The organism is Bradyrhizobium sp. U87765 SZCCT0048 (assembly GCF_018131225.1).
Lineage (GTDB): Bacteria > Pseudomonadota > Alphaproteobacteria > Rhizobiales > Xanthobacteraceae > Bradyrhizobium_A.
Window position 1 is genome coordinate 180,585 of the sequence record NZ_JAFCMM010000003.1, and the last position, 24,270, is coordinate 204,854.

Here is a 24,270-nt window from a genome sequence, read left to right on the forward strand (position 1 = left end):
GCCGGCTGCGCCGGCCGCGGAGGATCACGCCATGCCGACAGCGCTTCCCGCTCGCCGCCGTGCACCGGCCGATTTCGCCGTGCTGCATCTGGTGATAGTGCCGCTGGCGATGCTGCTGCTATCGACGCTGCTACATGGCGAGGAGATTACCGTGACGACCGTCCTGCGCACGCTGCTGCGCGGGGCCGAGGCAATAGCAGAAGCCGAACTCGGATTCGGCCGGGGGTGGATGATCGGACACATCTGACCACAACACGGGACGCCGGCGACAAGCCGCGCGCCTCGCCAGCAAAAAACGCCCGCCAGGGCGATGAAGGGGAGCAAGCAACGATGACGATAACGGCGTCTCTGCCCGCGGCGCGGGTCGGCGAAGGCTACCGCTGGATGCAATTGACCATCGGCGTGATCTGCATGGTGATGATCGCCAACCTGCAGTATGGCTGGACTTTCTTCGTACCCGATATCCAGAAGACGTTCGGCTGGGATCGCGCCGCGATCCAGTGGGCGTTCACCCTGTTCGTGCTGTTCGAGACCTGGCTGGTGCCGATCGAAGGCTGGTTCGTCGACAAGTACGGCCCGCGCGTGGTCGTGATGTTCGGCGGCGTGCTCTGCGCCATCGGCTGGGTGATGAACGCCTATGCCACCACGCTCGGCGCATTCTACCTCGCCCAGATCATCGCCGGCATCGGCGCCGGCGCCGTCTACGGCACCTGTGTCGGCAACGCGCTGAAGTGGTTTCCGGAGAAGCGCGGCCTCGCCGCCGGCATCACCGCCGCCGGCTTCGGCGCCGGCTCGGCGCTGACCGTCGCGCCGATCCAGAGCATGATCGCCACCAGCGGTTTCCAGGCGGCGTTCTTCAACTTCGGCATCGGCCAGGGCGTCATCATCTGCGTGCTGTCGCTGATCCTGCTGGCACCCAAGCCCGGCCAGGTGCCGGAGATGGTCGCCAACGCCAACATCATCCAGACCAGGCGCAACTACAGCCCGGTCGAGGTGGTGCGCCAGCCGATCTTCTGGCTGATGTACTTCATGTTCGTGATCGTCGGCGCCGGCGGCCTGATGGTGACGGCGAACCTGAAGCCGATCGCCGCCGACATCAAGGTCGACAGTATCCCCGTGACGCTGATGGGCGTGACCATGACCGCGATCACCTTCGCGGCGACCATCGACCGCGTGCTCAACGGCCTGACCCGTCCGTTCTTCGGCTGGGTGTCCGACAACATCGGCCGCGAGAACACCATGTTCATCGCCTTCGCGATGGAAGGCGTCGGCATCTACATGCTCTACCTGTGGGGCCACGATCCGCTGTGGTTCGTGCTGCTGTCCGGCTTCGTGTTCTTCGCCTGGGGCGAGATCTACAGCCTGTTCCCGTCGACCTGCACCGACACCTTCGGCGCCAGGTTCGCGGCCACCAACGCCGGCCTGCTCTACACCGCCAAGGGCACGGCGGCGCTCCTGGTGCCGCTCGCCAACTATGTGCAGCAGGGCACGGGCAACTGGAATCTGGTGTTTCTCATCGCCGCCGGCGCCAACATTCTCGCCTCGGTGCTGGCGATTGCGGTGCTCAAGCCGTGGCGGCGCAAGGTCGTCGCCGCCGCTTCGGCGAACACCTGACCGAGCTGCCCGCCGGCCGACGCGGCACTCTCGCAGCCGCGCCGGCCGGCGGCAGGACATGTCCCCGCGGTTGACGGGGCATGCCAACTCCGGACGACCACTGCCGCGCTACCCGCGCGGCCTTTTTTTGTCCGGCGCGGTTCGCGCGCGCAGGTCGGTGGTCAGCATCACCAGCGTGGCGTGGCTCTCGGACGCAAAGCGCAGCAGCAGCTTCAGTTCGTCGTCGCTGTAGGCCGCCCACGCCTTCTGCATCGCGCGCTGCATCGGCTCGTAGAGTTTTGCGACCTCGGCGATCTTGTCCGGCACCACCGCGACGAACACCTTGCGGCGGTCGCTCTCGTCACGCTCGCGCCGCACGAGGCCGACGCGCTCGAGCCGGTCGATCAGGCCGGTGATGGCGCCGCTGGTCAGCCCCGTCACCTCCGCGAGGCGGCCCGCGGTCACCCGGCCCTCGAGCTGCAGGATGTCCATGCATTCGAGGTCGGAGCTGGCGATGCCGAGACGGTCCGCCACCGCCTGGCTGAACAGCGTGCCCTGCGCCGACGACATCCGCAGCGCGGTTTCGAGATCCTGCAGCAGCGCCGCGCGCTCCCGCCCCCTTGACACGGCGGGCTTCATATTTTAGCCATCTTATATCTTACCATCTAAGATAATTAGCGCATGTGATTTCCTAGCATTGCAGCGCCGACCGGAGCAAGACGACATGACGCGCAAGGCCCTGATCATCGGCGGCGGTATCGCCGGCGCCGCCACCGCCATTTTCCTGCGCCGCGCCGGCTATGCGGCCGAGATGTTCGAGAGCCGCCCGCAAGCCGGCGACCTCGGCGGCGGCCTTCAGGTCGCGCCCAACGGCATGCATGTGATGGCGGAGCTCGGCCTCGCCGACGCCGTGCGCGAGGCCGGCAGCTGCTCGACCGGCATGCGGTTCTACGCCCAGGGCGGCGGCTATCTCGGCGCCATCAACCGCAACATGGAGACGCGCTTCGGTGCGCCAGCGATCAACATCCGCCGCGGCGCGCTGCAGGACATCCTGCTCGACGAAGCCGTGCGCAGCGGCGCCGGCCTGCACTTCGGCAAGCGCCTGACCTCGGTCGACGACGTTCCCGGGTGCCCGGTGGTCGCCCGCTTCGCGGACGGCGAAACCGCCGAAGGCGATATCCTGATCGGCGCCGACGGCGTCCACTCCGCGGTTCGCACCTGGCTGTTTCCGGAGGGCCCCCACCCCTTCGATACCGGCCTCGTCGGCTTCGGCGGCTTCGTGCCGCGCGCGCTGCTGGACGCCGCCGGCGTCGGCCAGGACATGCACATGACGTTCGGCCGCTCCGGCTTTTTCGGCTACGGCATCTGCGGCGGGCCGAACGGCGGCGATGCGATGTGGTGGAGCACCCAGCCCGAGACCGGCGTCGACGCGAGCACTTTCCGCGCCATGGGCCCGCGCGCGATCAAGGATCACCTGCTCGCCTTCCACGATGGCTGGCACGCGCCGATCCCGCAATTGATCGATGCCGCGCAGGAGTTCGTGGTCACCGACACCCTCGACGTCGCAACGCTGCCGCTGTGGCATCGCCGGCGCGTGCTGCTGATCGGCGACGCCGCCCATGCCACGAGCCCGCATGCCGGCCAGGGCGCATCGCTGGCGCTGGAAGACGCCTCGCGCCTCGGCAAGCTGATCGCCCGTCACGGCGGCAACACCGACGTCGCGTTCGCGCATTTCGAGAACGAACGGCGCGGCCGCACCGAGCGCGTCGTCGCGCTCGCCCGCCAGAACGGCAACAGCAAGCGCGAGTTCAGCGCCACCGGCGCGTTCGTGCGCGACCAGATGATGCGGCTGCTGCTGCCGCTGTTCGCCAGCCGCCAGAACTGGATGTACGCCTACGACGCGCGCACCATCTGACACCCGGCGCGGCCGCCACGATGCCGCGGAGGCAGTGCCCGGTCATTTCCAGGGCGTCACCGGCGGCACCTGATCGGTCGGCGCGGGCATGTCGACCGTCTTGAAATCGGCGGGGCTGACGATCTCCAGGTACTCCATGTCCGGCGAGTAGTCGAACAGGTAGTGCACGATGCCCGGCCGCTGGTGCACGCAGTCGCCCGCTTCCACCAGCGTGACCTTGTCCTCGTACATGAACTTGGCCCACCCCTTCATCATCAGCACGATCTGGAAATTGCAGTCGTGGCGGTGCCAGCCGGTGCCGTCGCTCGGCGGCAGGTTCGCCTTGACGAGATGCGCGATCACCTGGCCGCCCGTGGCATCGGCGATGCCGAGATCGCGGTAGAGGAAGAAGTCCCGCAGGCCGCCGCCCTCGTAGGTGGTGTCGGCGGGTTTGACATGGGAGAACTTGCTGACGACGGCATGGGTGTTCATCGCGGCCTCCAGGTTGTTCGTGCGCGGCTTCAGTGCGCGCGGATCACGGACCGGCAGCGCGGGCATGCCCGGCGCAGCGGCCCTCTTCGCATATGCGAAAACCACGCCACTGCGCCGCGGCCGCGGCGCGTGTCCTGCCGCGGATCCGCTCCGACGACCGAAACCGTTTGATCCATCTCGACTTAGCGCCATCGCCGCGGGCACGGCGCACGCCCTCTGCGCTTCGCCTGCGGCGGTCGCGAGCACTACGCACTGAACGTTCGTTGAGCAGGCCGGGCACATTGCTGGGCAGCGCGGCGCGCAGGCAGCTGCCTAGAAATCGACCTCGAGCTCCTCGATGTCGGTCGGCTCGAGCTTCGCCGCCGCCACCCACTCCTGCATCTCCGGCATCGCCATGATGACGTCGGCATAGCCGTCGAGGCGGCTGCTGAGACGCACGTCATAGGTCCGGAACCGGGTCACCACCGGCGCATACATCGCGTCCGCCATGGTGCGCTCGCCGAACAGGAAGGGCCCGCCGCTCTCGGCAAGACAGTCGCTCCACAGCGTGACGATGCGATCGATGTCGGCCTGGGCACGTGACCAGATGCGGAAATTGGGAAAATGTCCCTTGAGATTGACCGGCAGCGACGAGCGCAGGTTGGCAAAGCCCGAGTGGATCTCGCCACAGATCGAGCGGCAGCGCGCGCGCAGGATGCGGTCGTCAGGCAAAAGCCCCGCCTCCGGCTTGATTTCGTTGAGATACTCGGCGATGGCGAGGGTGTCCCAGACCACCGCGCCGTCGTGGCGCAGGCACGGCACGAGGATCGACGACGACAGCAGCAGGATCTCCGCCCGCGCCGCCGGATCGTCGGGCGAGACCACGATCTCGTCGACGTCGAGCCCGGCGAACCGCGTCAGCAGCCAGCCGCGCAGCGACCACGACGAGTAGTTCTTGCTGGTGATGGTCAGAGTCGCCCGGGCCATTGTCTCCCTCCTGATGCCGACGCACACGCGCCCGACGCGGCTGCGGACCGGGCGCGCCGCGCCCGCCGGCTGCCGCTTGTTTGGGCCGGTTGACGTCGGACGGAGCAAGCCACGTGCCAGTTCCGGCACGGGTCCGGAGCGACCGCTGGCGTCGAACTTGCATGGATGGAGGCAAAACAAACTGCCGGACGGTCCTGAATGATGTACCAGGCCTTTGAAAACTACACTGTGCTCACGGCTCCCTGGCGCAGCGGCGCGGCGGCGGCGCTGCGCTATCTCAACCTGCTGCCGCAGGGAACGTCCGACGCCTTCGTCCGCCGTCTCGCCGCCGCGCTGGAACTGATCACCCGCAGCCGCCTGACCTATGAGCGGCCGCCCTACGACATCAAGCCGGTCATGGTCGGCAACCGCGCCTGCGAGGTGATCGAGGAGGTCGCCTACGCCACGCCGTTCGGATCGCTGCTGCACTTCAGGAAGGACGGCGCGCCGGAACAGCCGCGCGTGCTGCTGGTGGCGCCGATGTCCGGCCACTTCGCCACGTTGCTGCGCAACACCGTGCAGACGCTGCTGCAGGATCACGACGTCTACATCACCGACTGGCACAATCCGCGCGACATCCCGGTCAGCGCCGGCGATTTCGCCCTCGCCGACTACACCGAACACCTGATCGCGTTCCTCGGCCAGCTCGGGCCGCGGCCGCACATGGTGGCGATCTGCCAGCCGTCGGTGTCGGCGCTCGCCGCCGCGGCGCTGATGTCCGAAGACGATCACCCGTCGCGGCCGGCGAGCCTGACGCTGATGGCCGGGCCGATCGACACCCGCATCCAGCCGACCAAGGTCAATGAATTCGCCAAGAGCAAGCCGCTGAGCTGGTTCGAGCAGAACATGATCAACCTCGTGCCGGTGCAGTGCGCCGGTGCGTTCCGCAAGGTCTATCCCGGCTTCGTGCAGCTCACCGCATTCGTGTCGATGAATCTCGAGCGCCACGTCAAGTCGCACCTCGACCTGATGACGCATCTCGCCAATGGCGAGACCGAGAAGGCCGAGACCATCAAGACGTTCTACGACGAGTACTTCGCGGTGATGGATCTCCCCGGCGACTTCTACATCGAGACCATCCGCGACGTCTTCCAGGAACATCTGCTGCCGCAGGGCAAGTTGATGCACCGCGACCGCCCGGTGCGGCCCGCGGCGGTGAGCCGCATGGGGCTGCTGACAGTCGAGGGTGAAAAGGACGACATCTGCTCGATCGGCCAGACCGTCGCCGCGCAGGACCTGTGCACCGGCGTGCGGCAGTATCGCAAGCAGCACCACATGCAGGCCGGCGTCGGCCACTACGGCGTCTTCAGCGGCCGGCGCTGGAACAGCGAGATCTATCCGCTGCTGCGCGACTTCATCCATCTCAACGCGTAAGCAGCGCGGCCGATAGAAGCCACGTGTCGGATCGAGGTTTTCCGCAGAGCAGGACGATATGATCGATGACGCGGGTCGCGCCGAGGCTCATCGCACCTTGCCTCCAGACTGCGTCGGCCCTGCGGGCATTGCAATGCCAGCGACGCGGGCGACCTCCCGCTCCAGACAAAAGCCGCGACGACAGGCGACGACGTCCGTGCACACAAAAAAGAAGACCGGCTTGCACCGGTCTTCCTGTGTTGCGTCGTCTCGACGCGGCCTTCGCGTCAGTACTTGAACTCGGGCATCGCCTTGACGTCGTCCCTGGTCGCGCTCAGCACGGCGTGGTCGGGATACCAGGCGTCGACCGCGGCGCCTGACGCCGTGGGCGCCGGCGATGTCTTCGCCGTCGAACCGACGGTGCGGTTGCTATCCATGCCGCCCGCCGCCGGCGCCGTCGTGCTGGCGGTGCGCAGCGGCTCGTTCGACCACTTCAGCTTGTCGAAGCTGACGGCGATATAACGCTCGCCGACGCCGAGAAAGCCGCCGACGCCGATGATCACGTTCCTGGTCGCACCGGTATTGTCGACGATCAGATCGTTGATCTTGCCGAGACTCTCGCCGCTATCGTTATAGACGTTGACACCGACGAGCTTGGACGCCCGCCACATGCCCTGATGGGACTGCATCGTCGATCATGACGCGCCCGGCGTGCTGTCCATGCGGTTGGCCGGCGCCGGGGTCTGCGCCAGCGCGACGCCGGTCAGAAGCACTGTCCCGATGACGCCAGTCAAAGCGTGTTTCATGATCATGGTCGCCTCCTTGTCGTCCGTTCATGACGGACGTCGGGCCAACCCAGGAACCGGAGCGACGTTCCGGCGCACGCCGTGGCCGCGGCCATCACAGACCACATCCATCCAGGGAGGAACTCGTCGGGAGAGACCGCGCTGAATGCTACGCCGCGTGGAACAGCGTGCGCAGCATGCCGCGCCCGAACGCGACCAGCGGCACCGAGCGCCGCTGCACGAAGCGAATGGTCTGGCGGCGCAGCGGACGCGGACGACACGGCCGCACCACGACGGCCTCGATCGGCCCGCGACCGGTGCGCGAGGCGATCAACCGTGCGCCGCGCGACAGCGACACCACGATGAACGCGACAGCCGCCGCGAGCGCGAGCGCAACGACCACGATGGCAGCGGCGATGCCGATCAGCAGGGACATGGCCAGACCTGAATTCTGCCCATTTGCGCACGCACGATCGGAGCGGCAGGACGTTCCGAACGCGCCTGCAGGATAAGACGCATCAATCAACAGTTCGGTTCAGCGCCGGTTCCCAGCCGCCCCCGTCCGAACACATTTTATTCAGCCGCCGTGCAGCGACGCTCGCGCAATGTCGATGACAGACATTTCCGGCACATCCTTGGTCGCAAAGCACAAATTGGTAACGGGATCGCAACCAATCATGGTCACTAAATAATCAACGGAATGAGGAGATCTATCGTGACCGAGCAGAGCACCGACAAGGACGGTGAGGCCCTCGACAAGCCGGAGACCGCCTCGTCCGCGGCGTCCGACCAGCCGGAGGCCGCGGCGAAGGCCGATGCAGGCTTGCCCGCCCCGCACCATGCGACCGCGCAAGGCCCCGCCGAGCCGGCGCGCAATGCCTCCAACATCATGATCCTGTGGCCCGAGCGGCCCGAGGCATCCGAGCGCGTCGCGTTCGACCACGAAGACGAGCCGCACAAAACCGCACGAACGAGCCCGTATCGCCGGCGCCGGATCGCGGCGATGGCTGCGGTGATCGCGGTCGCCGCCGTGTGCGGCGCCGCTGGCGGCTCCCTCGCCACGCTGGCGTTCGGCCATGGCGCGACGCCGCAAGCCGAAGCCCCCGCGGTCAAGTCCGCGACCGCCGAGGAGGCCGCGCTGCTGCGCGAGACCGTCGCCCGGCTCAACGCCGATCTCAACGCCGTGAAGTCCGACCTCGACCGCACCGGCAAGACGCGGACGACGCAGCTCGGCAAGCTCGGCGAGCGCCTCGACAAGGTCGAGAAGTCCCAGGACGAGACCATGAGCCGCGTCGCCAAGATCAGCGAGGCCCAGGACAAGGTGCGCACCGCGAGCGCGGCGCCCGCCCCCGCCGCGGCCGACGTCACCGGCTCGATCGCCGCCGCGAGGCCGAAGGGCCCGCCGATCGTCGACGGCTGGACGCTGACCCGCGTCAGCAACGGCGCCGCCGTCGTCGACGGCCCGATGGGCCTTTACGAGGCCTATCCCGGCGACCCGCTGCCCGGCATCGGCCGCGTCGACGCGGTGCGCTACCAGGATGGCCGCTGGGTGGTGGTCACGCCGAAGGGCCTGATCGTCCGCCGCTGAGCGCCGATCGCTCCGGCACATCGCACTCCATTGTCGAGGCCGGCCAAAGCCGGCCTCGATGCGTTTTGGGGACGCGCATACCGCGCAGCCTTCAGGAGGCGCGCGTGACCGTGCGGCTGTGGCGCGGCGTGACAATCTCGCCGCGGGTGGTGGCAAGGCCCATCTCGAAACTGTCGGCGATGCGGCGGGCGCGATCGAGAAAATGCTCGGCCGCCTGCGGTGGACACACCTCGCGCGCCGTCGTCTCGAACAGCGCCAGCCACTGGTCGAAATGCGTCGCCGCAATCGGCAGGCGCAAATGCGCCCGCATCGGATGGCCGTGATAGCGGCCGGTCATCAGCGCGACCGACGACCAGAACGCGCAGAGCTTGTCGATGTGTTCGTCCCAGTTCTCGATTTTCGCGGCGAAGATCGGCCCGAGCACCGGATGCACCTGGATGCGCGCGTAGAACGTCTTGACCAGCCGCTCGATCATCGGCTCGTCGATGCCGGTCTGCGAGCTGATCGCCGCAGTGATCGCCGCGCGCCGCTCCGGGCCGCCTTCGGGAAGATCTGTCATTGTGGGTCTCGTCCCTTCGAGTGTCCGCCGGCGTCAGGCCGCCGGCGAATACCGAACTCCTGCGGATTGAGCGTGAGATCGGCGAGCGTATAGCCATCGAGCACCGCGACGAATGCCGCGAGCGCTTCATTCAGTGCGCCGCGCAGCTTGCACGCCGGCGCGATACGGCAGTGGTTGTCGCCGCCCATGCATTCGACGATGGCGAAATCGGGTTCAGTGGCGCGCACGACATCGCCGAGCCGGATGCGCTCGGGCCGCTGCGCCAGCGCCAGCCCGCCGGAGCGGCCGCGCACGGCCTTGAGAAAGCCCGACCGCGTCAATTGGTTGGCGACCTTCATGAGATGGGCACGGGAAATCCCGTAGAGCTTCGCCGTCTCCTCGATCGTGATCAGCTCCTCCCCTCGCGCCGCCGCATACAGCAGCACACGCAGGGCATAGTCGGAGAATTGGGTCAGACGCATGGCGAAGGATCCAACGCCGCCACGAGTGACGGGGCTCGGATAAGATACATTTTTTATAAATCTTATTCAAGAGCGTGTGTCACGCCGCTTACCACCGCGGAACGAGTCTTCGTTCGCGACGCCCCTCACGCCGCGCGAAATCAATGGCTGCGTAGCGCCCGCATGTCTTCGCCGCGGTGCAGGTCGCCATCTCCGCCGTGTCACGCCGCTGATTGCAGCCGCCGTGAGGTCAGCCTCGTCGCCGATCATGATCGCCAACGCGCTGCGCTTGGGCGCGCGACATGGCCGCCGCGCCGCAGACCGGCGCCCACCGACCCGCGCAACGGAACCGGTGGTCGGAGCGGCCGGTCAGAGACGGCAGACGGCGGCTACTGGGAAGGTTGCCTCTGCAGGATGCGCGACCTAGGTAGGCAAATCGGGCAGACGGCTAAATGGCGTTGCTTTAGGCGTAAGCAGGTTATGGGAGCACACATTTCGGCTCCGAAGAATTATGGCTCCTCGAAGGGCTTTCTTGTCGTACTGTTTGGGATCTGGGGAGGCCGTGGGTTACAGCCTACGGAGACGTCCACTCTTCCAAACAAGCTGTGGTCGGCGCAAACTTAATGCGTTTTCATCTCGGGATTTGGGACATATTCAATGGCTGTCGCTGAGTTTTACGATAAGACAGGACAAGCGATCGCGTACCTGCAGGATGACAGTCATATTTTTGATTGGGATGGTACACCCACCGCTTACATCCGAGACAACGCAGTTTACAGCTATCCAGGCGCAGTCATCGGCTGGCTTCGAAATGGTTGGATTTGGGATCTGAATGGCCGCGCTGTGCTTTTCATCCCCCAAGCGACGGGCGGCCCTCTTAAGCCCTTAAGAAAACTTAAGCCCCTTAAAGCGCTGCGAAAACTCAAGCCACTGAAGGGGCTTCGTCAGCTAAAGCCTCTAAGGCCGTTAATGAAAACAATATGGTCTGATCGTTCTTGGAGAGACCTTCGCGGCTAGCCCAGCTAGCGCCAGCTGCGGCCCCAACCGAAGCCACCGCACCCCAATTCTAAGCTTCGCACCACACGAACAACGGAGGCTCTACACACAACGTCCAGAAAACTCCACGGAGTGAGCGTTGCGAACCTGGTCGAAGAGAAAGATCACTCGTGAGGTGCCCGCCTGAATGCCAGTGCGGGCGCTGACTGAACTAAGTGGAGCCTGCATACGTGAAGCATCACACCACTACTAATTCAAGCGGGCGGTGAAAAATATCATATTGCAGGGAGAGCATTTGGCACTTCGATCTTTTGAAAATCTCGATAAAGTGCCTTTGCCTTTGCCATCATTTCTGGCGTTGCTTTGGCTCGCTTGCGTTCTGCTACCTCGTCCCAAGCATCCTCGTAACCGTTGTCAGCAAGAAAAGCGGCGGTCACGGCTAATTCCAACGCAACGCTATCAGCTTGAGCTGCTCGCTTTGCAAGGGCCATAATGTTTAAATCGAGTGTCTGTTGGTTACCAGTCGAAACGCGGTAGATCGAATAGCGGCCACCCCAAGCCGCGGTCTTTTCATTCACGTCTATAAGGTCCAACGCGTCCGCATCAGACGCAGCAAGGCTGAGTTCCTCACTGTACGGCCCATAAATATGGTATGAAAATTCAAAACCAACACCTGCCCCGACCAAGTCGAGCAAGCAGCCAATCTTCTGAAGTCTGGTGCTTCCAACGATTTCGCCACCAGCCAAGCTTATGATCTGTGCCACATCACGCGGACCGGGATTAGGCATGACAGTATCCCTCAATAATATTATCCAGCGCCTTCTTGGTCGCTTCGTCCGATTCGCGATAGTAGATTCGGTAGACTTCAAACTTCTTTAACGCGGCAACGACCGGTGACAAATGCGAAAGCTCCTTGAGTTCGCCGGATCGATCAATCGCGTAGATCGCATCGAGGACAGCCCCATCCCCTTGCCCCTGCCGATAGGGATCCCTTACGACGGTATCGTCAAAGACCCGCGGAGCCTCATCAGTTGCAGCGAGCAAACCGCTAGAGTTGAGATCAACACGAATCGACGCTTCGGCCTTACGCCGCTTTTCCTCTCGCTCTGCAAGGGGCAAGCCTGCTAACGCAAGTTCAATCTTTGCTGTTACGTCGATTGCTTTGTAGAAGCGTCGATCAATCAGCCTACTGCTGAGCTCAGCAATACAAGAGTTTTTGGATTGCACCAGTAAGGGTAGCGCCCCCCAAACACTCGAATCATCGAGACAACAAAACCGACCAAGGTCATTAGGATCCTGTGCGAACCTAACGAGCGGATGATCTGCTTGCAGGCCAACATCCGCACATCGATCGGAGCGAGCAAGTTGGAAGACTCTCAACAACAGCGCGGCAAAAATCTTTTCGGCCGCTCTTGTCGCTTTATGAAAGTAGACTGTGGGATACAGATGAAACAATCCTAGTACGTACGCTTCTGCAGCCAAAACAGCCTTTTGACCAACGACAAGCGTCTCAACCTCACGAACTTCCTGTTCGTCTTGCCCAACTTTGACGCGCCTAACTTCCAAATTTCCTGCAAGCCACTTGAAATCGATCGCCGAGCTTTGCGCCCCGGTCATCAACCTATCCCGGCGCATATAGTCAAGTCGGTCAGCATCAAATTGACTGGACACAATAGCAGCGTAGATATCTTCGGGAACTTTGTTCTCAATGATCTGCGAAACAGAGCTTGCAAAGTTCGGCGCAAAATCATTCAGGATTTGCGCCACCTCACCATTCTTGATTAGCCGAACACTTGTTGCTTCGTGCTTGCCGAATCCGAGCTTTTTCAGCACTTCTTCAAAGGCATGACTGAAGGGGCCGTGCCCTAGATCATGCAAAAGCGCCGCCGCAATCGCAACTTGCGACCGACGCCGATCGAACGCATCGCTTCGGTCACGTTCAATCATGTTAGCTAGATTACGCGCGGTGTGAAAAACTCCGATGCTGTGCGAGAAGCGAGAGTGAGTCGCTCCAGGATATACTAGTTCAGAGAACCCAAGTTGCTTGATGCGCCTCAAACGCTGGAAAACTGGCGTCTGAATTAGTCGCCAGCACATCTGCTCAAACTTTTGATCGTTAAATTCGATCAGATCGTGAATTGGATCACGAATGCGCTGTGGGCGAAGCAATTTGGAGTGACCTAATTTCCTCCGGGTCGATGCGCCCATACGGCGCCGACTCCCGCGCGCCCAAACTAACGCGAGGGCGCTGGCTGTAAAAGAAAAAGGTTCCCCTTTACGTTGTCGCGCAGCGGTAACCACAACTTCTCTCCTGAAAGTCACAATAGAACAAAACAAGAACAAATCAAGCGCGCAATGAAATGCCGGGGGACGATATCCCCCCGCACCTCCTGCGACCGCAGGAAACGTTCAAAGCTTCTATGAAATTAACCTTATGGTCGGAGCGAGAGGATTCGAACCTCCGACCCCTAGTCCCCCAGACTAGTGCGCTAACCGGGCTGCGCTACGCTCCGTGCCTTTCGGCGAGAGGCATGCTGTAGCGTCGTTCCGGCTGGGGCGCAAGCACCCCGTCCCCACCTATTTCACCGGAATGATCTCGGGCGGCACGCCCTTGAGGGTGTCGTCGATCAGCCGTTTGCAGGCCGCGAGGTCGTCGAGCGCGGTCTTTAGCCTCGCGGCATCGGCCGCGCTCAGGCCCGCGCGCGGCGGCTCGCGGGGACGCTCGGGAGGCGGCGGTGGCGGCGCCACGGGCCGAACGACGGGGGGCGCGACCGGCGCCTTGCGCAGCACGGGCTCGACACGGCCGGTGAACGAGGTGTCGCGACCCGGCGGCCGCTGGGGCGGGATCGGCGGCGCGGCGCGGGCCGGCGCAGCCGCGGCCGTCGGTGCCGCCTCATCATCCTCGCCGTCGTCTTCGTCCTCTTCGTGATCGTCAGCGCCTTCGTCGCCGTCCGCGGCTTCGTCAGCCTCGTCGTCGCCGGCGTCCTCGTCGTCTTCGTGCTGTGCGCCGGCCTCGATCTCGTCGTCATCGCCGGCGTCGTCGCCAGCGTGCGCGATCTCGTCCTCGTCGTCTTCGGGCTCAGACTCGGGCCGAGCGCGCTGCGGCGGCACCGGCGCAGCGACGCGCTGCCGCTCGGGTACCGCCGACGGCGCAGGCTCGCCTTCGGTGGCGAGCCCCTGCACCGCCTTGATGCCTTGCTCGCGCAGGATGCGCTGCACGCCGCGAATGGTGTAGCCCTCGCCGTACAGCAGACGGCGGATACCCCGCAGGAGATCGACATCGTCAGGACGATAGTAGCGGCGGCCGCCGCTGCGCTTCATCGGCTTGATCTGGCTGAAGCGCGTCTCCCAGAAACGCAGCACGTGCTGGGGGATGTCGAGGTCGTCGGCGACCTCGCTGATGGTGCGGAATGCGTCCGGTGCCTTGTCCAATGCCTACCTTCCGAGCGCGCGACACATGCCGTCGTAGCGGATTCGCACGTTCAGCGCACGAGGGCGGAAGGATCCCGCCCGAAGGCCGTGCGGCATCCGACGGCAAAACGCCGCCGGATTTACTCCGTCTTCGCGGCCGCCGCGCCCGACGACGCCGCCACCGGCACGGCGGTCACGCCGTTGCCATTGCCATTGATGCGCTGCTTGAGGATCGCGGATGGCTTGAACACCATCACACGGCGCGGCGAGATCGGAACTTCGGTTCCGGTCTTCGGATTGCGTCCGATCCGCTGTCCTTTCTTGCGCACCATGAAGGACCCGAACGAGGACAGCTTCACGGTCTCGCCTCGCTCGAGGCAGTCCGTGATCTCCTTCAGGACGAGTTCCACGAATGCGGACGACTCTGTTCGAGACAGGCCCACCTTCTGGTAGACCGCCTCGCACAAGTCGACGCGCGTCACAGTTTTTCCGGTTCCGGCCATCGCCTGCCCCAATTCGGCGAGATAATCGCTGCTGGAAAGATCAATTCGTGTCTGAAATTAGGAGTTTAACCGCCTAGGGTCAACTCCGCTCACAACCAAATCGCCAACAGGGTAAGCCCGATAAACTTTAGTCAAATGGATTGCATCTCACCAGCGCACGAGCGCCGAGCCCCAGGTGAAGCCGCCGCCCATCGCCTCGAGCAGCACCAGGTCGCCCTGCTTGATCCGGCCATCGGAAACCGCCGTCGACAGCGCCAGCGGAATGGACGCGGCCGAGGTGTTGCCATGACGGTCGACCGTCAAAACCACCTTCTGCGGTGCAATATGAAGCTTGTGGGCCGAGGCATCGATGATGCGCTTGTTGGCCTGGTGCGGCACGAACCAGTCGATGTCCTCGGCGGTCGTCTGCGTCGCCTCGAAGGCGTCGACGATGACGTCCGTGATCATGCCGACCGCATGCTTGAACACTTCGCGGCCTTCCATGTGGATGTGGCCGACGGTCTGGGTCGAGGACGGGCCGCCATCGACATACAGCTTTGACTTGTGGCGGCCGTCCGAGCGCAAGTGGGTGGTGAGCAGACCGCGATCGGCCGGCGTGCCCGGCTGCTGCTGGGCGTCCAGCACCACCGCGCCGGCGCCGTCGCCGAACAGCACGCAGGTGGTGCGATCGTTCCAGTCGAGGATCCGCGAGAACGTCTCCGCGCCGATCACCAGCGCTCGCTTGAACGCGCCCGAACGCAGGAAGTTGTCGGCAGTCGCCATGGCGAACACGAAGCCCGAGCACACCGCTTGCAGGTCGAACGCCGCGCCGTGATGGATGCCGAGATTGTTCTGGATCGCGACCGCGGTGGCGGGAAAGGTGTTGTCGGGCGTCGAGGTCGCCAGCACGATCAGGTCGATCGACTGGGCGTCGACACCGGCATGGGCGAGCGCGGCCTGCGCCGCCCGGGTGCCGAGATGGGACGTAAACTCACCTTCGGCGGCGATGTGACGCTCGCGGATGCCGGTGCGCTGCACGATCCAGTCGTCGGAGGTGTCGATCCTCGCCGCCAGATCCGCATTGGTCAGGGTCTGCTCCGGCAGATACGACCCACAGCCGAGCACGACCGAACGCGTCACAGTCACGAGAGAACCTCCTGGGCAGCCGGCGCAAGATTCAGCGTCGTGCCTTCGCGATGAAGTGTCTGATTGATCTTGGTCAGAAGATCGTATTTGACCATCTCGTAACCGACGTCCACGGCGGACGCAAAGCCCGCGGCATTGGCGCCGCCGTGGCTCTTGATCACGATACCGTTCAGCCCGAGAAATACGCCGCCGTTGACCTTGCCGGGATCCGTTTTATCGCGTAGCGCGCGGAACGCGCCGCGCGCCATCAGCGCGCCGAGCCTGGAGCGCCAGGTGCGCATCATCGCGCTGCGCAGGTACTCGGCGAATTGCCGTGCGGTCCCTTCGGCGGTTTTCAGGGCGATGTTACCGGTGAAGCCCTCGGTGACGATGACGTCGGCTGCGCCCTTGCCGATGCCGTCGCCCTCGACGAAGCCGATGAAATCCATCTGCGGCAGGTTCAGTGCGCGCAGCAGTTCGGCCGCCTCGCGCACCTCCTCCACGCCCTTCACTTCCTCGACGCCGATGTTGAGCAGGCCGACGGTCGGCCGCTCGAGATCGAACAGCACCCGCGCCATGGCGCTGCCCATGATCGCCAGCTTCGCAAGATGCTGGGCGTCCGCGCCGATCGACGCGCCGACGTCGAGCACGATCGATTCGCCGCGCAGCGTCGGCCACACCGCGCTGAGCGCCGGCCGCTCGATTCCCGGCAGCATGCGCAGGTGGAGGCGCGCCATCGCCATCAGCGCGCCGGTGTTGCCGGCGGAGATGGCGACATCGGCCTCGCCCTTCTTGACCGCGTCGATCGCCAGCCACATCGACGACACCTTGCGGCCGCGGCGCAGGGCCTGGCTCGGCTTCTCGCTTCCGCCGATGGCGACATCGGTGTGCATGACCCGCGACACCGCCTTCATGGCCGGCAGTGCGTCGAGTTCCTTGCCGATCAGGGCGCTGTCGCCGAACAGGACGAACTCGCTGTCGGGATGTCGCGTCAGCGAGATCGCAGCCCCCGGAACGACAACCGACGCGCCAAAATCGCCCCCCATGGCGTCGAGCGCGATTCGAACCTTTTGCGGCATGAACGTTCCGGCAATCCGATGTTTGCGGCCTTGCGGCCGCGACTTGAGCCTTCACCGCCAGGGCGGCGCCGCTGGGCTCCGAATGACCCACCGCGGGCCGCGACAATACCCTGTCCGTGCCCCTATACAACTCTTGACGGAGGTTTTGCGCCGTCGAATCCGCCTTGCGTTTCGGCGGCTTGACCTCAATCGCCGGTGCCGGGATCGGTTTTGGAGCGTTTCGCGCCCCGCCCCTTCGGCGCATCCTTCGCCCCACCCTGCGGCGCAGCAGCGTCCTTGAGGGCCTTGAGCGCCGCGAACGGGTGGCTTTCGGGGTCCTCCGCGGTCACCACCGGCTCGAACGCCACGCCGGGCTTGCGAGGATAGGGATCAATTCCCAGAAACAGCACATCGGCGGCCAGCCGGCCAAGGTCGATGGTCCCGTCGGCGATCGCCTCCGGCGGGTCGGCATCCTCACCCGTTGCCTCCGCCTCCTGCTCCATCGCCTTGATAATGGCCGCGACCTGATCCTCGGGGGCGAACAGCAGATCGACCGGCTCGTCGATGGCGTTCTCGATCGGCTCGAGCGTCACCACACAGACCTGGCCAACCCGCGCGGTCATGCGCCCGAGCACCTGGATACGTCCGCGCCCGGCCGGCCGCAGGTCGAAGGTGGCCCGTGCCTCGGCGATGTCGCGCAGGCCGCCGAGCTTCGCCAGCGCCGCGCGCTGGGCGTGGTCGGCAACGAGCTCCTGATGCACGCCGGTGTCCGGGATCTGGTCGACCGCGATCTTGATGCTCCATGGATGGGGCGCCGCGCCCCGCTCCCGTTCTGTCGTCATGCTGGTATCCTCGGGGCCGGAAAGCGGAAGGTGCCGGCCTGCAGCGTGGCGCGATCGACCGCATCCAGCGCCGCCACCGCCGCGGTGACGTAGTCGCACAAACCCGCCGCCCGCGCGGTGTCGGTGGTGTTAAGCACATTGCGGGCGAGCGCGTCGGCCAGAGCGTCCCGCCCGGCCGCGAGCGCCTTGTCGTAGGCCGCGGTGCGGCCATAGAACGCCTCGCCGAACTTCTGCATGCGCTTGGGCACCGTCAGGTCCCCGACACCCATTTCCCGTAGATTCGCATCCATGTCGCTGCAGAAGCGGTCGAACAGCCCCTGCCCGAGCCCCCCGGCCGGCACCGCGCCGCCCTCCGCCGCCCGCAGCGGCCGGAGTACGAGCCAGAGGTGCAGAACGATCATGTCGAAGCGGCCGTTAACCGTGTCCGGGACGTGGAGTGCTTGATAAAACAGCGGTTCTCGTGCCTGCGCCACGATCATGCCATAGATGGCCTCGATGGTGCCGCGCAACGGCGTCTGGGGATTCAGAAAGCGTTTGAAGGGCCAAAGCATTACCGGGTTCCGCGGGAAGGGTCTTGTCAAGCCTGCGCCCTGCCCGGTACGTCAATGCCCCGCGTGATGCAAGAGGACGGGGCGTGGCCCCGGAATGACCGAATTGAAGACCTTGTCGAACGACGACGCCCGCGCGGGGCTTGACCTCGCCCTCCGGCAGCCGCTCCGCCGCCGCGCCCCCGCCCGCCTGCTGGGCCTCGCGCTCGCGGCAACCGCCGCCTGTGTCTCGCTTGCCGGCTGCGGCGCGTTCTCCGAGCAGTACCAGAAGGGCTACATCCTGCCCGAGGGCGCGCTGGACCAGATCCCCATCGGCGCCAGCCAGGACCAGGTGCTGATCGTGCTGGGCACCCCGTCCACCGTCGCGACGCTCAACGGCGAGGTGTTCTACTACATCTCGCAGCGCGCCGAGCGGAAGGTCGCCTTCATGAACCAGCAGGTCATCGACCAGCGCGTGATCGCGGTCTACTTCGACAAGAACCGCCACGTCATCCGCCTTGCGAACTACGGTCTGAAGGACGGCAAGATCTTCGACTTCATCAGCCGCACGACGCCGACGTCCGGCCAGGAAATGAGCTACCTGACGCCGCTGTTCAAGCTGCTCTCGTTCCGCTGAGCGGCAGCCGCCGCCATGCGGCGCGGAACGACAAATCGGCCGGCGCATCGTGCGCCAGCCGCCCGTCGGGATCATCCAGTCGCAGGAACAGCCGGCGCAGCGTCAGACCGCGGCGAGGCCCTGCTGCACGAACTTGTAGCCCGCCTGCCAGCGCTCATGCTGCTCGGACCCCTCCGGATAAGGATTGGGCGGCGTCGGCTCCTGCTGGTCAGGCTGGCGCTTGAGCTTGGCCAGTTTGCCCTGTTCGAACGGATCGCGGCTATCGGTCCCCATGGTCGCGTGCTCCCTGCTGGACGAACATCTTAACCTGCAGATCCCCGCGTGGTTTCCATCGCTGCGCGGAATTTATTTTGTGAGCAACCAGTGCGTTTGTCATCAAACTGCAATGCAGACGCGGGGGCCACCGTTGCCACGCCCGAACACGCGTCCAGCAGCGCGCGCTTGCACCGCACTAGCTGCGCCGCACGCACGCGCTGATGCCTTATCGCCCGCAGGGCGGCTTACTTGCCGAGGATCTTCTCGGCCGCGTTGACGATGCTGATGTTCGGATTGGTGGCGCAGAACGCACCGAACTTCTTGGCGTTCTCGACAAACACGTTGGTGTCGATGATCGCCTCGTCGCTGTCGCCCTTGTACCAGCCGTCCATCCAGGTCAGCACCATCTTGATGCCGTCGTCGCCGCTTTCCAGGAACTGCTTGCAGCTCAAGGTCGCCAGATCGATGGTCTCGGCGCGGCTCGCGGTCGTGCTCGCCAGAGATGCGATCACCGCGGCCATCACAATGGTCGTTCGTGTCATGGAGCCCTCTTCCCTCGCTCAACCCGGCGAACCCTAGCGGGATGCGAGCCGGGCGTCGTCTCAACCCGTGCAAAGCGGTACGCAGCGGTGGTGATAACGCCGATTAAATCCCGCGCGCCCGACCGGCACGTTTATTCGGCAGCGACCACCGCGTGCCGGTACTCCATCGGCGCCATCCCGAAATTGGCGCGGAACACCCGATAGAATGTCGCCAGGCTATCGAAGCCCGATGCGAACGCCACCGCGGAAATCGGCCGCACCGACGCTTCCGCCAGCAGCGCCTTGGCGTGGCTGAGCCGCAGCATCGTGAGATGGCGCGCGACGCTCGTGCCGGTCGGCTCGAACAGCAGATGCAGCTGGCGCACCGAAATGCCGAGCATGGCGGCGATCCGCGCCGGGGTGAGATCGACCCGCCAGAAGTTCTGGCCGATCAGGTCGCGCGCCTGGATCAGGCGGAGCTGGCGCACGGCCAGCCGCAGCGCGTCGTCGGAAACCGGCAACAGGCCGCGCACCGCCAGCGCGACCTGGGCCAGCGCCATCACCGCGGCGTTGACCTCGACGTCGCTCATCGACCGCGCCTGGCCGAGAAAGGCCGGAAAGCTCGCCGACAGCAGCGTGCTCTGGCGCCGCTCGCCGTCCACCGGCTGCGGCGACAGATCACCGTCGCGCTGCACGAACGGGGTGCAGATGGTGAAGGGAATCTTGAGCACGCGCAGATGGAAGCCGGCCTCGGTGGTCGGCCGCGTGGCATAGGGCAGATCGGTATGGCTGGTGGCAACCGCGCCGGCCGGCACGGTGAACTCGGTGCGGCGGCCGGTGCCGAACCATGCTGCACCGCCGAGCTGCTGGTAGATGCAAACGCTGTTGCCGGGCGCGCGGGAGATGTCTTCGTCGGTGCGCCGCACCGAATAGGGCGAGGCATGCATCTCGACCAGTGTCGCCGCCCCCAGCGGCTCGGCGGAAAAGATCCCCCGGAATCCGGCGCGCCGGTCGGCCTCGAGCTCCGCCGAGACGCCGAACAGGTGCTTGGCGCGCACCTCCCGCCAATAGGCGAAGCGATCCGCCGGCGGCAGCGCGTCGGTCGACCACACGGGCATGGCCTCACTCCCTTAGTTCTGTAAAGGCACGGCAGCCGCCGTCAGCCGTGCAATTCCGGCTGCCGAAATCTAGACAATCACGCCACGAATTTCAAAAGAAAGAGCCGCTCAAAAGAATGGCCCGTGGCGCGATGCCACGGGCCTTCTCCAGGGAGAGCGAGGTTGGCGGGGCCGAACGGCCCCGGCCCGATCAATGCGCCAGGATCGCGAGCAGCAGCAGCGCCACGATATTGGTGATCTTGATCATCGGGTTCACGGCGGGGCCCGCCGTGTCCTTGTAGGGATCGCCGACGGTGTCGCCGGTCACGGCCGCCTTGTGGGCGTCCGAGCCCTTGCCACCGAAATGGCCGTCCTCGATGTACTTCTTGGCGTTGTCCCAGGCGCCGCCGCCCGAGGTCATCGAGATCGCGACGAACAGACCGGTGACGATGACGCCGAGCAGCATGGCGCCGACCGCCGAGAACGCCGCCGACTTGCCGGCGGCGCCGCCGCCCGCGATGACGTAGATCAGGAAGTACACGACGATCGGCGAGAGCACCGGCAGCAGCGAGGGGATGATCATCTCCTTGATCGCCGCCTTGGTCAGCAGGTCGACGGCCTTGCCGTAATCAGGCTTGTCCTTGCCCTGCATGATGCCCGGCTTCTCGCGGAACTGGCGGCGCACCTCCTCGACGATGGCGCCGGCCGCACGGCCGACCGCCGTCATGCCCATCGCGCCGAACAGGTACGGCAGCAGGCCGCCGAACAGCAGGCCGACCACGACGTAAGGATTGTTCAGCGAGAAGTCGGGCGTAACGCCCTGGAAGTACGAGTTCTGCGCCGCATTGGCGATGAAGTACTTCAGGTCCTCGTTGTAGGCGGCGAACAGCACCAGCGCGCCGAGACCGGCGGAGCCGATGGCGTAGCCCTTGGTGACGGCCTTGGTGGTGTTGCCGACCGCGTCGAGCGCGTCGGTCGACTTGCGCACCTCCTTGGGCAGCCCCGCCATTTCGGCGATGCCGCCGGCGTTGTCGGTGACCGGACCGAAGGCATCGAGCGCCACGATCATGCCGGCGAGCGCGAGCATGGTGGTGGTGGCGATGGCGATGCCGAACAGGCCGGCGAGGCTGTAGGTGATCAGGATGCCGGCGATGATGACGATCGCGGGCAGCGCGGTCGCCTCCATCGAGATCGCAAGGCCCTGGATCACGTTGGTGCCGTGGCCGGTGACCGAGGACTGCGCGATCGACTTCACCGGACGATAGTCGGTGCCGGTGTAGTATTCGGTGATCCAGATGATCAGGCCGGTGACCGCGAGGCCAACGATGCCGCACTCGAACAGCGCGAGCCCGGTGTAGTTGACGCCGGCGAGCGGGCCGAAGCCGACCAGCAGGTGGATGACGATGCCGACGCCGACCAGCGACAGCACGCCGGTGGCGATCAGCCCCTTGTACAGCGCCCCCATGATCGACTGGCTGGCGCCGAGCTTCACGAAGAAGGTGCCGATGATCGAAGTGACGATGCAGATGCCGCCGATGGCGAGCGGCAACGTCATCATGTTGGTGAGCAGCGGCGACTTGGCGAAGAAGATCGCTGCGAGCACCATCGTGGCGACCGCGGTCACCGCATAGGTCTCGAACAGGTCGGCCGCCATGCCGGCGCAGTCGCCGACGTTGTCGCCGACGTTGTCGGCGATGGTCGCCGGGTTGCGCGGATCGTCCTCGGGGATGCCGGCTTCGACCTTGCCGACGAGATCGCCGCCGACGTCGGCCCCCTTGGTGAAGATGCCGCCGCCGAGACGGGCGAAGATCGAGATCAGCGAGGCGCCGAAGCCGAGCGCGACCAGCGCGTCGACGACCGTGCGGCTGTTGGGCGAGAGCTTGAGGATCTGCGTCAGGTAGCCGAAATACAGCGTGACGCCGAGCAGCGCGAGGCCGGCCACCAGCAGGCCGGTGATCGCGCCCGCCTTGAAGGCGAGTTCGAGGCCGCCGGCGAGCGACTTGGTCGCCGCCTGGGCGGTGCGCACGTTGGCGCGAACCGAGACGTTCATGCCGATGAAGCCCGCGGCTCCCGACAGCACGGCGCCGATCAGGAAGCCCACCGCGACGAGCACGCCGAGGAAGTAGGCCAGCAGCAGGAAGATCACGACGCCGACGATGGCAATCGTGGTGTACTGGCGACGCAGATAGGCCTGCGCGCCTTCACGCACTGCGGCAGCGATTTCCTGCATGCGCGCATTGCCTGCGTCGGCCCCCAGCACCGACGAGGTCGCCCAGATGGCGTAGACGATGGAGAGTGCCCCGGCGAGCACAATCACCCATAGAGTGGTCATGAATGCAGCCTCGATCCTTATGTGTTTCCCCATGACGCCCGTTATTGTCCCCGAAGGATGGGCATCAAAAAATAAGGCAGGCCTGCCGAAAGGCAGGTCGCTGCCTTAATTCGACACGAAGCATGCCAAAATCACATAGGCGGCGCAACGCCAGCGGGTGGACCCTCTCCCGTTTCCTCTCACAATTGGTCCAAGGTCTAACGGCTGCGTGCCGGCGGCGTCCGAATGGCGCCATTCGCGGCGCGGCGCGCCGACGCGGCCGAATCCGCGAAAATGCTCAAAAATGGCTGTAGGACAGCCGCGACAGCACAACCGGCGTGCCCTGCCCGTCAACAAATGACGGCGGCGCGGTACCCGCGCGCACCGTGCCGATCGCCGTCACGGCAACGCCCGTGGCAGCAGCGGCAGCCGCGAATGCAGCACTGCCGTCCGGCGGAACAGTACAGAGAATCTCGTAATCGTCGCCGCCGGAGAGAATCGTTTCGCGGCTCGCCGCGCCCGCGGCAAGCACCGCACGGGCTGCCGCCGACAGCGGCACCGTATCGACATCGATCTCGGCCGACACGCCGGAGGCGGCGCAGAGCTTGACGAGATCCCCGGCGAGCCCATCGGACACATCCATCGCGGCCCGGGCGTGCGCGCGCACCGCGCCGGCGAGCACATTGCGTGGCTGCGGCACACGGTAGCGCGCGGCGAGCGCAGCAGTCGCCGCCGGATCGGCCGCGAGCGCCGCCGCGGATTTTCCGTCTCGCAGCACATCGAGACCGAGCGCCGCATCGCCGATCGTCCCGGACACGAAGATGCGGTCGCCCGCTTGCGCGCGGTCGCGGCGGACCATGGTGCCGCGCGGCACGCGGCCGAACACGGTGATGGAGATCATCAGCGGCCCGGGCGTCGAGACGGTATCGCCGCCGAGCACCGGGCAACCGAACGCCGCCGCGTCCTCGCCGAGCGCAGCGGCGAACGGCGCGAGCCATGCGTCGGTTGCCTGCCGCAGCGCCAGCGTCAGCACGAAGCCCGCGGGCGTCGCGCCCTTCGCCGCGAGGTCGGACAGGTTCACCCGCAGCGCCTTGCGGGCGATGGTGTCGGGCGGATCGTCGGAGAGGAAATGCACGCCCTCGACCACGGCGTCGGTGGTGATCACCAGATCATCACCGCCGGCAGCGAGCACGGCGGCGTCGTCGACGAGGTTGAAGGCGCCGGGATCGGTCGCCAACGGCCGGAAATAGCGCGCGATCAGCGAGTCCTCACCGGAGCCGGCCGCAGGCGCGCCCATGC

27 protein-coding genes and 1 tRNA gene are annotated in these 24,270 nt (G+C 65.4%); 7 read left to right on the plus strand and 21 right to left on the minus strand.

Translation table 11 applies throughout. The features are described 5' to 3' along the window. Positions 1–31 precede the first annotated feature (31 nt). Together JQ639_RS19370 and oxlT are read left to right on the plus strand one after the other, a co-directional pair. Entirely contained in the window at positions 32–247 is a 216-nt protein-coding gene (locus JQ639_RS19370) for a hypothetical protein (RefSeq protein WP_211970604.1), read from the plus strand. Between the two features lie 83 nt (positions 248–330). Beyond that, positions 331–1,614 carry an oxalate/formate MFS antiporter gene (oxlT, locus tag JQ639_RS19375; protein ID WP_211970605.1) on the plus strand — a complete coding sequence of 428 codons (1,284 nt, stop codon included), beginning with the start codon at positions 331–333 and terminating at the stop codon, positions 1,612–1,614. Between the two features lie 108 nt (positions 1,615–1,722). On the opposite strand, the gene JQ639_RS19380 is transcribed toward oxlT, so the two are convergent. Beyond that, complete coding sequence (locus tag JQ639_RS19380) at positions 1,723–2,232, minus strand: MarR family winged helix-turn-helix transcriptional regulator (RefSeq protein ID WP_211970606.1); 510 nt, start codon at positions 2,230–2,232, stop codon at positions 1,723–1,725. 85 nt (positions 2,233–2,317) lie between these two features. On the opposite strand from JQ639_RS19380, the gene JQ639_RS19385 reads away from it, so the two are divergent. Further along, positions 2,318–3,508 (plus strand): FAD-dependent oxidoreductase, encoded by a 1,191-nt coding sequence (locus tag JQ639_RS19385; protein WP_211970607.1) that lies wholly within the window; start codon positions 2,318–2,320, stop codon positions 3,506–3,508. A 42-nt stretch (positions 3,509–3,550) separates the two neighbouring features. On the opposite strand, the gene JQ639_RS19390 is transcribed toward JQ639_RS19385, so the two are convergent. Together JQ639_RS19390 and JQ639_RS19395 are read right to left on the minus strand one after the other, a co-directional pair. Next, complete coding sequence (locus JQ639_RS19390) at positions 3,551–3,979, minus strand: cupin domain-containing protein (protein ID WP_211970608.1); 429 nt, start codon at positions 3,977–3,979, stop codon at positions 3,551–3,553. Positions 3,980–4,291: 312 nt separating this feature from the next. Further along, positions 4,292–4,945, minus strand: coding sequence for a glutathione S-transferase family protein (locus JQ639_RS19395; protein ID WP_211970609.1), 654 nt, complete (start codon positions 4,943–4,945; stop codon positions 4,292–4,294). A gap of 198 nt (positions 4,946–5,143) precedes the next feature. Between JQ639_RS19395 and JQ639_RS19400 the strand changes: the two genes are divergently transcribed. Further along, positions 5,144–6,358: a polyhydroxyalkanoate depolymerase gene (locus JQ639_RS19400; RefSeq protein ID WP_211970610.1), complete on the plus strand. Its 1,215-nt coding sequence runs from the start codon at positions 5,144–5,146 to the stop codon at positions 6,356–6,358. A 266-nt stretch (positions 6,359–6,624) separates the two neighbouring features. Here the strand turns inward: JQ639_RS19400 and JQ639_RS19405 are convergent, their stop codons facing one another. Together JQ639_RS19405 and JQ639_RS19410 are read right to left on the minus strand one after the other, a co-directional pair. Further along, positions 6,625–7,026 carry a PRC-barrel domain-containing protein gene (locus tag JQ639_RS19405; protein ID WP_249123702.1) on the minus strand — a complete coding sequence of 134 codons (402 nt, stop codon included), beginning with the start codon at positions 7,024–7,026 and terminating at the stop codon, positions 6,625–6,627. Between the two features lie 265 nt (positions 7,027–7,291). Then, the gene (locus tag JQ639_RS19410; RefSeq protein WP_211970611.1) at positions 7,292–7,558 is read right to left on the minus strand and encodes a hypothetical protein; all 267 of its coding nucleotides are present in this window, start codon (positions 7,556–7,558) and stop codon (positions 7,292–7,294) included. A 279-nt stretch (positions 7,559–7,837) separates the two neighbouring features. Between JQ639_RS19410 and JQ639_RS19415 the strand changes: the two genes are divergently transcribed. After that, entirely contained in the window at positions 7,838–8,710 is an 873-nt protein-coding gene (locus tag JQ639_RS19415) for a hypothetical protein (RefSeq protein WP_211970612.1), read from the plus strand. A gap of 91 nt (positions 8,711–8,801) precedes the next feature. Here the strand turns inward: JQ639_RS19415 and JQ639_RS19420 are convergent, their stop codons facing one another. Together JQ639_RS19420 and JQ639_RS19425 are read right to left on the minus strand one after the other, a co-directional pair. Next, positions 8,802–9,269 (minus strand): group III truncated hemoglobin, encoded by a 468-nt coding sequence (locus JQ639_RS19420; protein ID WP_211970613.1) that lies wholly within the window; start codon positions 9,267–9,269, stop codon positions 8,802–8,804. Continuing rightward, positions 9,266–9,730 carry an RrF2 family transcriptional regulator gene (locus JQ639_RS19425; RefSeq protein ID WP_211970614.1) on the minus strand — a complete coding sequence of 155 codons (465 nt, stop codon included), beginning with the start codon at positions 9,728–9,730 and terminating at the stop codon, positions 9,266–9,268. Before JQ639_RS19425 ends, JQ639_RS19420 begins: the two co-directional genes overlap by 4 nt. A 636-nt stretch (positions 9,731–10,366) precedes the next feature. Here JQ639_RS19425 and JQ639_RS19430 point away from each other — a divergent pair. Next, positions 10,367–10,726 (plus strand): 4-fold beta flower protein, encoded by a 360-nt coding sequence (locus tag JQ639_RS19430; protein ID WP_211970615.1) that lies wholly within the window; start codon positions 10,367–10,369, stop codon positions 10,724–10,726. 254 nt (positions 10,727–10,980) lie between these two features. On the opposite strand, the gene JQ639_RS19435 is transcribed toward JQ639_RS19430, so the two are convergent. The 9 genes from JQ639_RS19435 to JQ639_RS19475 form a co-directional block, all read right to left on the minus strand. Then, on the minus strand, positions 10,981–11,493 hold the full coding sequence (locus JQ639_RS19435) for a hypothetical protein (protein ID WP_211970616.1): 513 nt from the start codon (positions 11,491–11,493) through the stop codon (positions 10,981–10,983). Beyond that, positions 11,486–12,913 carry an HD domain-containing protein gene (locus tag JQ639_RS19440; RefSeq protein ID WP_211970617.1) on the minus strand — a complete coding sequence of 476 codons (1,428 nt, stop codon included), beginning with the start codon at positions 12,911–12,913 and terminating at the stop codon, positions 11,486–11,488. Before JQ639_RS19440 ends, JQ639_RS19435 begins: the two co-directional genes overlap by 8 nt. A gap of 227 nt (positions 12,914–13,140) precedes the next feature. Continuing rightward, a tRNA-Pro gene (locus JQ639_RS19445) sits at positions 13,141–13,218 on the minus strand. 64 nt (positions 13,219–13,282) lie between these two features. Continuing rightward, positions 13,283–14,137 carry a MerR family transcriptional regulator gene (locus JQ639_RS19450; protein WP_211970618.1) on the minus strand — a complete coding sequence of 285 codons (855 nt, stop codon included), beginning with the start codon at positions 14,135–14,137 and terminating at the stop codon, positions 13,283–13,285. Between the two features lie 119 nt (positions 14,138–14,256). After that, positions 14,257–14,619, minus strand: coding sequence for an integration host factor subunit alpha (locus JQ639_RS19455; protein ID WP_211970619.1), 363 nt, complete (start codon positions 14,617–14,619; stop codon positions 14,257–14,259). A gap of 147 nt (positions 14,620–14,766) precedes the next feature. Beyond that, entirely contained in the window at positions 14,767–15,744 is a 978-nt protein-coding gene (locus tag JQ639_RS19460) for a beta-ketoacyl-ACP synthase III (protein ID WP_211970620.1), read from the minus strand. Beyond that, positions 15,741–16,802, minus strand: coding sequence for a phosphate acyltransferase PlsX (gene plsX / locus JQ639_RS19465; protein WP_211970621.1), 1,062 nt, complete (start codon positions 16,800–16,802; stop codon positions 15,741–15,743). The genes JQ639_RS19460 and plsX overlap by 4 nt, the downstream gene beginning before the upstream one ends. Positions 16,803–16,987: 185 nt before the next feature. After that, a complete protein-coding gene (locus JQ639_RS19470) occupies positions 16,988–17,623 on the minus strand; it encodes a YceD family protein (RefSeq protein ID WP_211970622.1) in 636 nt (211 codons plus the stop codon). Further along, positions 17,620–18,174, minus strand: a complete 555-nt coding sequence (locus JQ639_RS19475; RefSeq protein ID WP_211970623.1) for a ubiquinol-cytochrome C chaperone family protein — start codon at positions 18,172–18,174, stop codon at positions 17,620–17,622. Before JQ639_RS19475 ends, JQ639_RS19470 begins: the two co-directional genes overlap by 4 nt. A 94-nt stretch (positions 18,175–18,268) precedes the next feature. Here JQ639_RS19475 and JQ639_RS19480 point away from each other — a divergent pair, with 94 nt between their 5' ends. Beyond that, the gene (locus tag JQ639_RS19480; protein WP_249123703.1) at positions 18,269–18,787 is read left to right on the plus strand and encodes an outer membrane protein assembly factor BamE; all 519 of its coding nucleotides are present in this window, start codon (positions 18,269–18,271) and stop codon (positions 18,785–18,787) included. Positions 18,788–18,889: 102 nt separating this feature from the next. Here the strand turns inward: JQ639_RS19480 and JQ639_RS19485 are convergent, their stop codons facing one another. From JQ639_RS19485 to thiL, 5 genes are all read right to left on the minus strand, one after another. After that, entirely contained in the window at positions 18,890–19,060 is a 171-nt protein-coding gene (locus JQ639_RS19485) for a hypothetical protein (RefSeq protein WP_211970624.1), read from the minus strand. A gap of 227 nt (positions 19,061–19,287) precedes the next feature. Next, on the minus strand, positions 19,288–19,563 hold the full coding sequence (locus tag JQ639_RS19490; RefSeq protein WP_211970685.1) for an HdeA/HdeB family chaperone: 276 nt from the start codon (positions 19,561–19,563) through the stop codon (positions 19,288–19,290). A 152-nt stretch (positions 19,564–19,715) separates the two neighbouring features. Further along, entirely contained in the window at positions 19,716–20,681 is a 966-nt protein-coding gene (locus tag JQ639_RS19495; RefSeq protein WP_211970625.1) for a helix-turn-helix transcriptional regulator, read from the minus strand. A 190-nt stretch (positions 20,682–20,871) separates the two neighbouring features. After that, entirely contained in the window at positions 20,872–22,992 is a 2,121-nt protein-coding gene (locus tag JQ639_RS19500; RefSeq protein ID WP_211970626.1) for a sodium-translocating pyrophosphatase, read from the minus strand. Between the two features lie 277 nt (positions 22,993–23,269). Then, positions 23,270–24,268 carry a thiamine-phosphate kinase gene (gene thiL, locus JQ639_RS19505; protein ID WP_211970627.1) on the minus strand — a complete coding sequence of 333 codons (999 nt, stop codon included), beginning with the start codon at positions 24,266–24,268 and terminating at the stop codon, positions 23,270–23,272. Positions 24,269–24,270: the final 2 nt, after the last annotated feature.

What these genes read in the sequence shown, in the direction of transcription:
- JQ639_RS19370 (WP_211970604.1), top strand. Translation starts at nt 32, where the DNA reads ATGCCGACAGCGCTTCCCGCTCGCCGCCGTGCACCGGCCGATTTCGCC.
- oxlT (WP_211970605.1), top strand. Translation starts at nt 331, where the DNA reads ATGACGATAACGGCGTCTCTGCCCGCGGCGCGGGTCGGCGAAGGCTAC.
- JQ639_RS19380 (WP_211970606.1), bottom strand. Translation starts at nt 2,232, where the DNA reads ATGAAGCCCGCCGTGTCAAGGGGGCGGGAGCGCGCGGCGCTGCTGCAG.
- JQ639_RS19385 (WP_211970607.1), top strand. Translation starts at nt 2,318, where the DNA reads ATGACGCGCAAGGCCCTGATCATCGGCGGCGGTATCGCCGGCGCCGCC.
- JQ639_RS19390 (WP_211970608.1), bottom strand. Translation starts at nt 3,979, where the DNA reads ATGAACACCCATGCCGTCGTCAGCAAGTTCTCCCATGTCAAACCCGCC.
- JQ639_RS19395 (WP_211970609.1), bottom strand. Translation starts at nt 4,945, where the DNA reads ATGGCCCGGGCGACTCTGACCATCACCAGCAAGAACTACTCGTCGTGG.
- JQ639_RS19400 (WP_211970610.1), top strand. Translation starts at nt 5,144, where the DNA reads ATGATGTACCAGGCCTTTGAAAACTACACTGTGCTCACGGCTCCCTGG.
- JQ639_RS19405 (WP_249123702.1), bottom strand. Translation starts at nt 7,026, where the DNA reads ATGCAGTCCCATCAGGGCATGTGGCGGGCGTCCAAGCTCGTCGGTGTC.
- JQ639_RS19410 (WP_211970611.1), bottom strand. Translation starts at nt 7,558, where the DNA reads ATGTCCCTGCTGATCGGCATCGCCGCTGCCATCGTGGTCGTTGCGCTC.
- JQ639_RS19420 (WP_211970613.1), bottom strand. Translation starts at nt 9,269, where the DNA reads ATGACAGATCTTCCCGAAGGCGGCCCGGAGCGGCGCGCGGCGATCACT.
- JQ639_RS19425 (WP_211970614.1), bottom strand. Translation starts at nt 9,730, where the DNA reads ATGCGTCTGACCCAATTCTCCGACTATGCCCTGCGTGTGCTGCTGTAT.
- JQ639_RS19430 (WP_211970615.1), top strand. Translation starts at nt 10,367, where the DNA reads ATGGCTGTCGCTGAGTTTTACGATAAGACAGGACAAGCGATCGCGTAC.
- JQ639_RS19435 (WP_211970616.1), bottom strand. Translation starts at nt 11,493, where the DNA reads ATGCCTAATCCCGGTCCGCGTGATGTGGCACAGATCATAAGCTTGGCT.
- JQ639_RS19440 (WP_211970617.1), bottom strand. Translation starts at nt 12,913, where the DNA reads ATGGGCGCATCGACCCGGAGGAAATTAGGTCACTCCAAATTGCTTCGC.
- JQ639_RS19455 (WP_211970619.1), bottom strand. Translation starts at nt 14,619, where the DNA reads ATGGCCGGAACCGGAAAAACTGTGACGCGCGTCGACTTGTGCGAGGCG.
- plsX (WP_211970621.1), bottom strand. Translation starts at nt 16,802, where the DNA reads ATGCCGCAAAAGGTTCGAATCGCGCTCGACGCCATGGGGGGCGATTTT.
- JQ639_RS19470 (WP_211970622.1), bottom strand. Translation starts at nt 17,623, where the DNA reads ATGACGACAGAACGGGAGCGGGGCGCGGCGCCCCATCCATGGAGCATC.
- JQ639_RS19475 (WP_211970623.1), bottom strand. Translation starts at nt 18,174, where the DNA reads ATGCTTTGGCCCTTCAAACGCTTTCTGAATCCCCAGACGCCGTTGCGC.
- JQ639_RS19480 (WP_249123703.1), top strand. Translation starts at nt 18,269, where the DNA reads ATGACCGAATTGAAGACCTTGTCGAACGACGACGCCCGCGCGGGGCTT.
- JQ639_RS19485 (WP_211970624.1), bottom strand. Translation starts at nt 19,060, where the DNA reads ATGGGGACCGATAGCCGCGATCCGTTCGAACAGGGCAAACTGGCCAAG.
- JQ639_RS19490 (WP_211970685.1), bottom strand. Translation starts at nt 19,563, where the DNA reads ATGGCCGCGGTGATCGCATCTCTGGCGAGCACGACCGCGAGCCGCGCC.
- JQ639_RS19495 (WP_211970625.1), bottom strand. Translation starts at nt 20,681, where the DNA reads ATGCCCGTGTGGTCGACCGACGCGCTGCCGCCGGCGGATCGCTTCGCC.
- JQ639_RS19500 (WP_211970626.1), bottom strand. Translation starts at nt 22,992, where the DNA reads ATGACCACTCTATGGGTGATTGTGCTCGCCGGGGCACTCTCCATCGTC.
- thiL (WP_211970627.1), bottom strand. Translation starts at nt 24,268, where the DNA reads ATGGGCGCGCCTGCGGCCGGCTCCGGTGAGGACTCGCTGATCGCGCGC.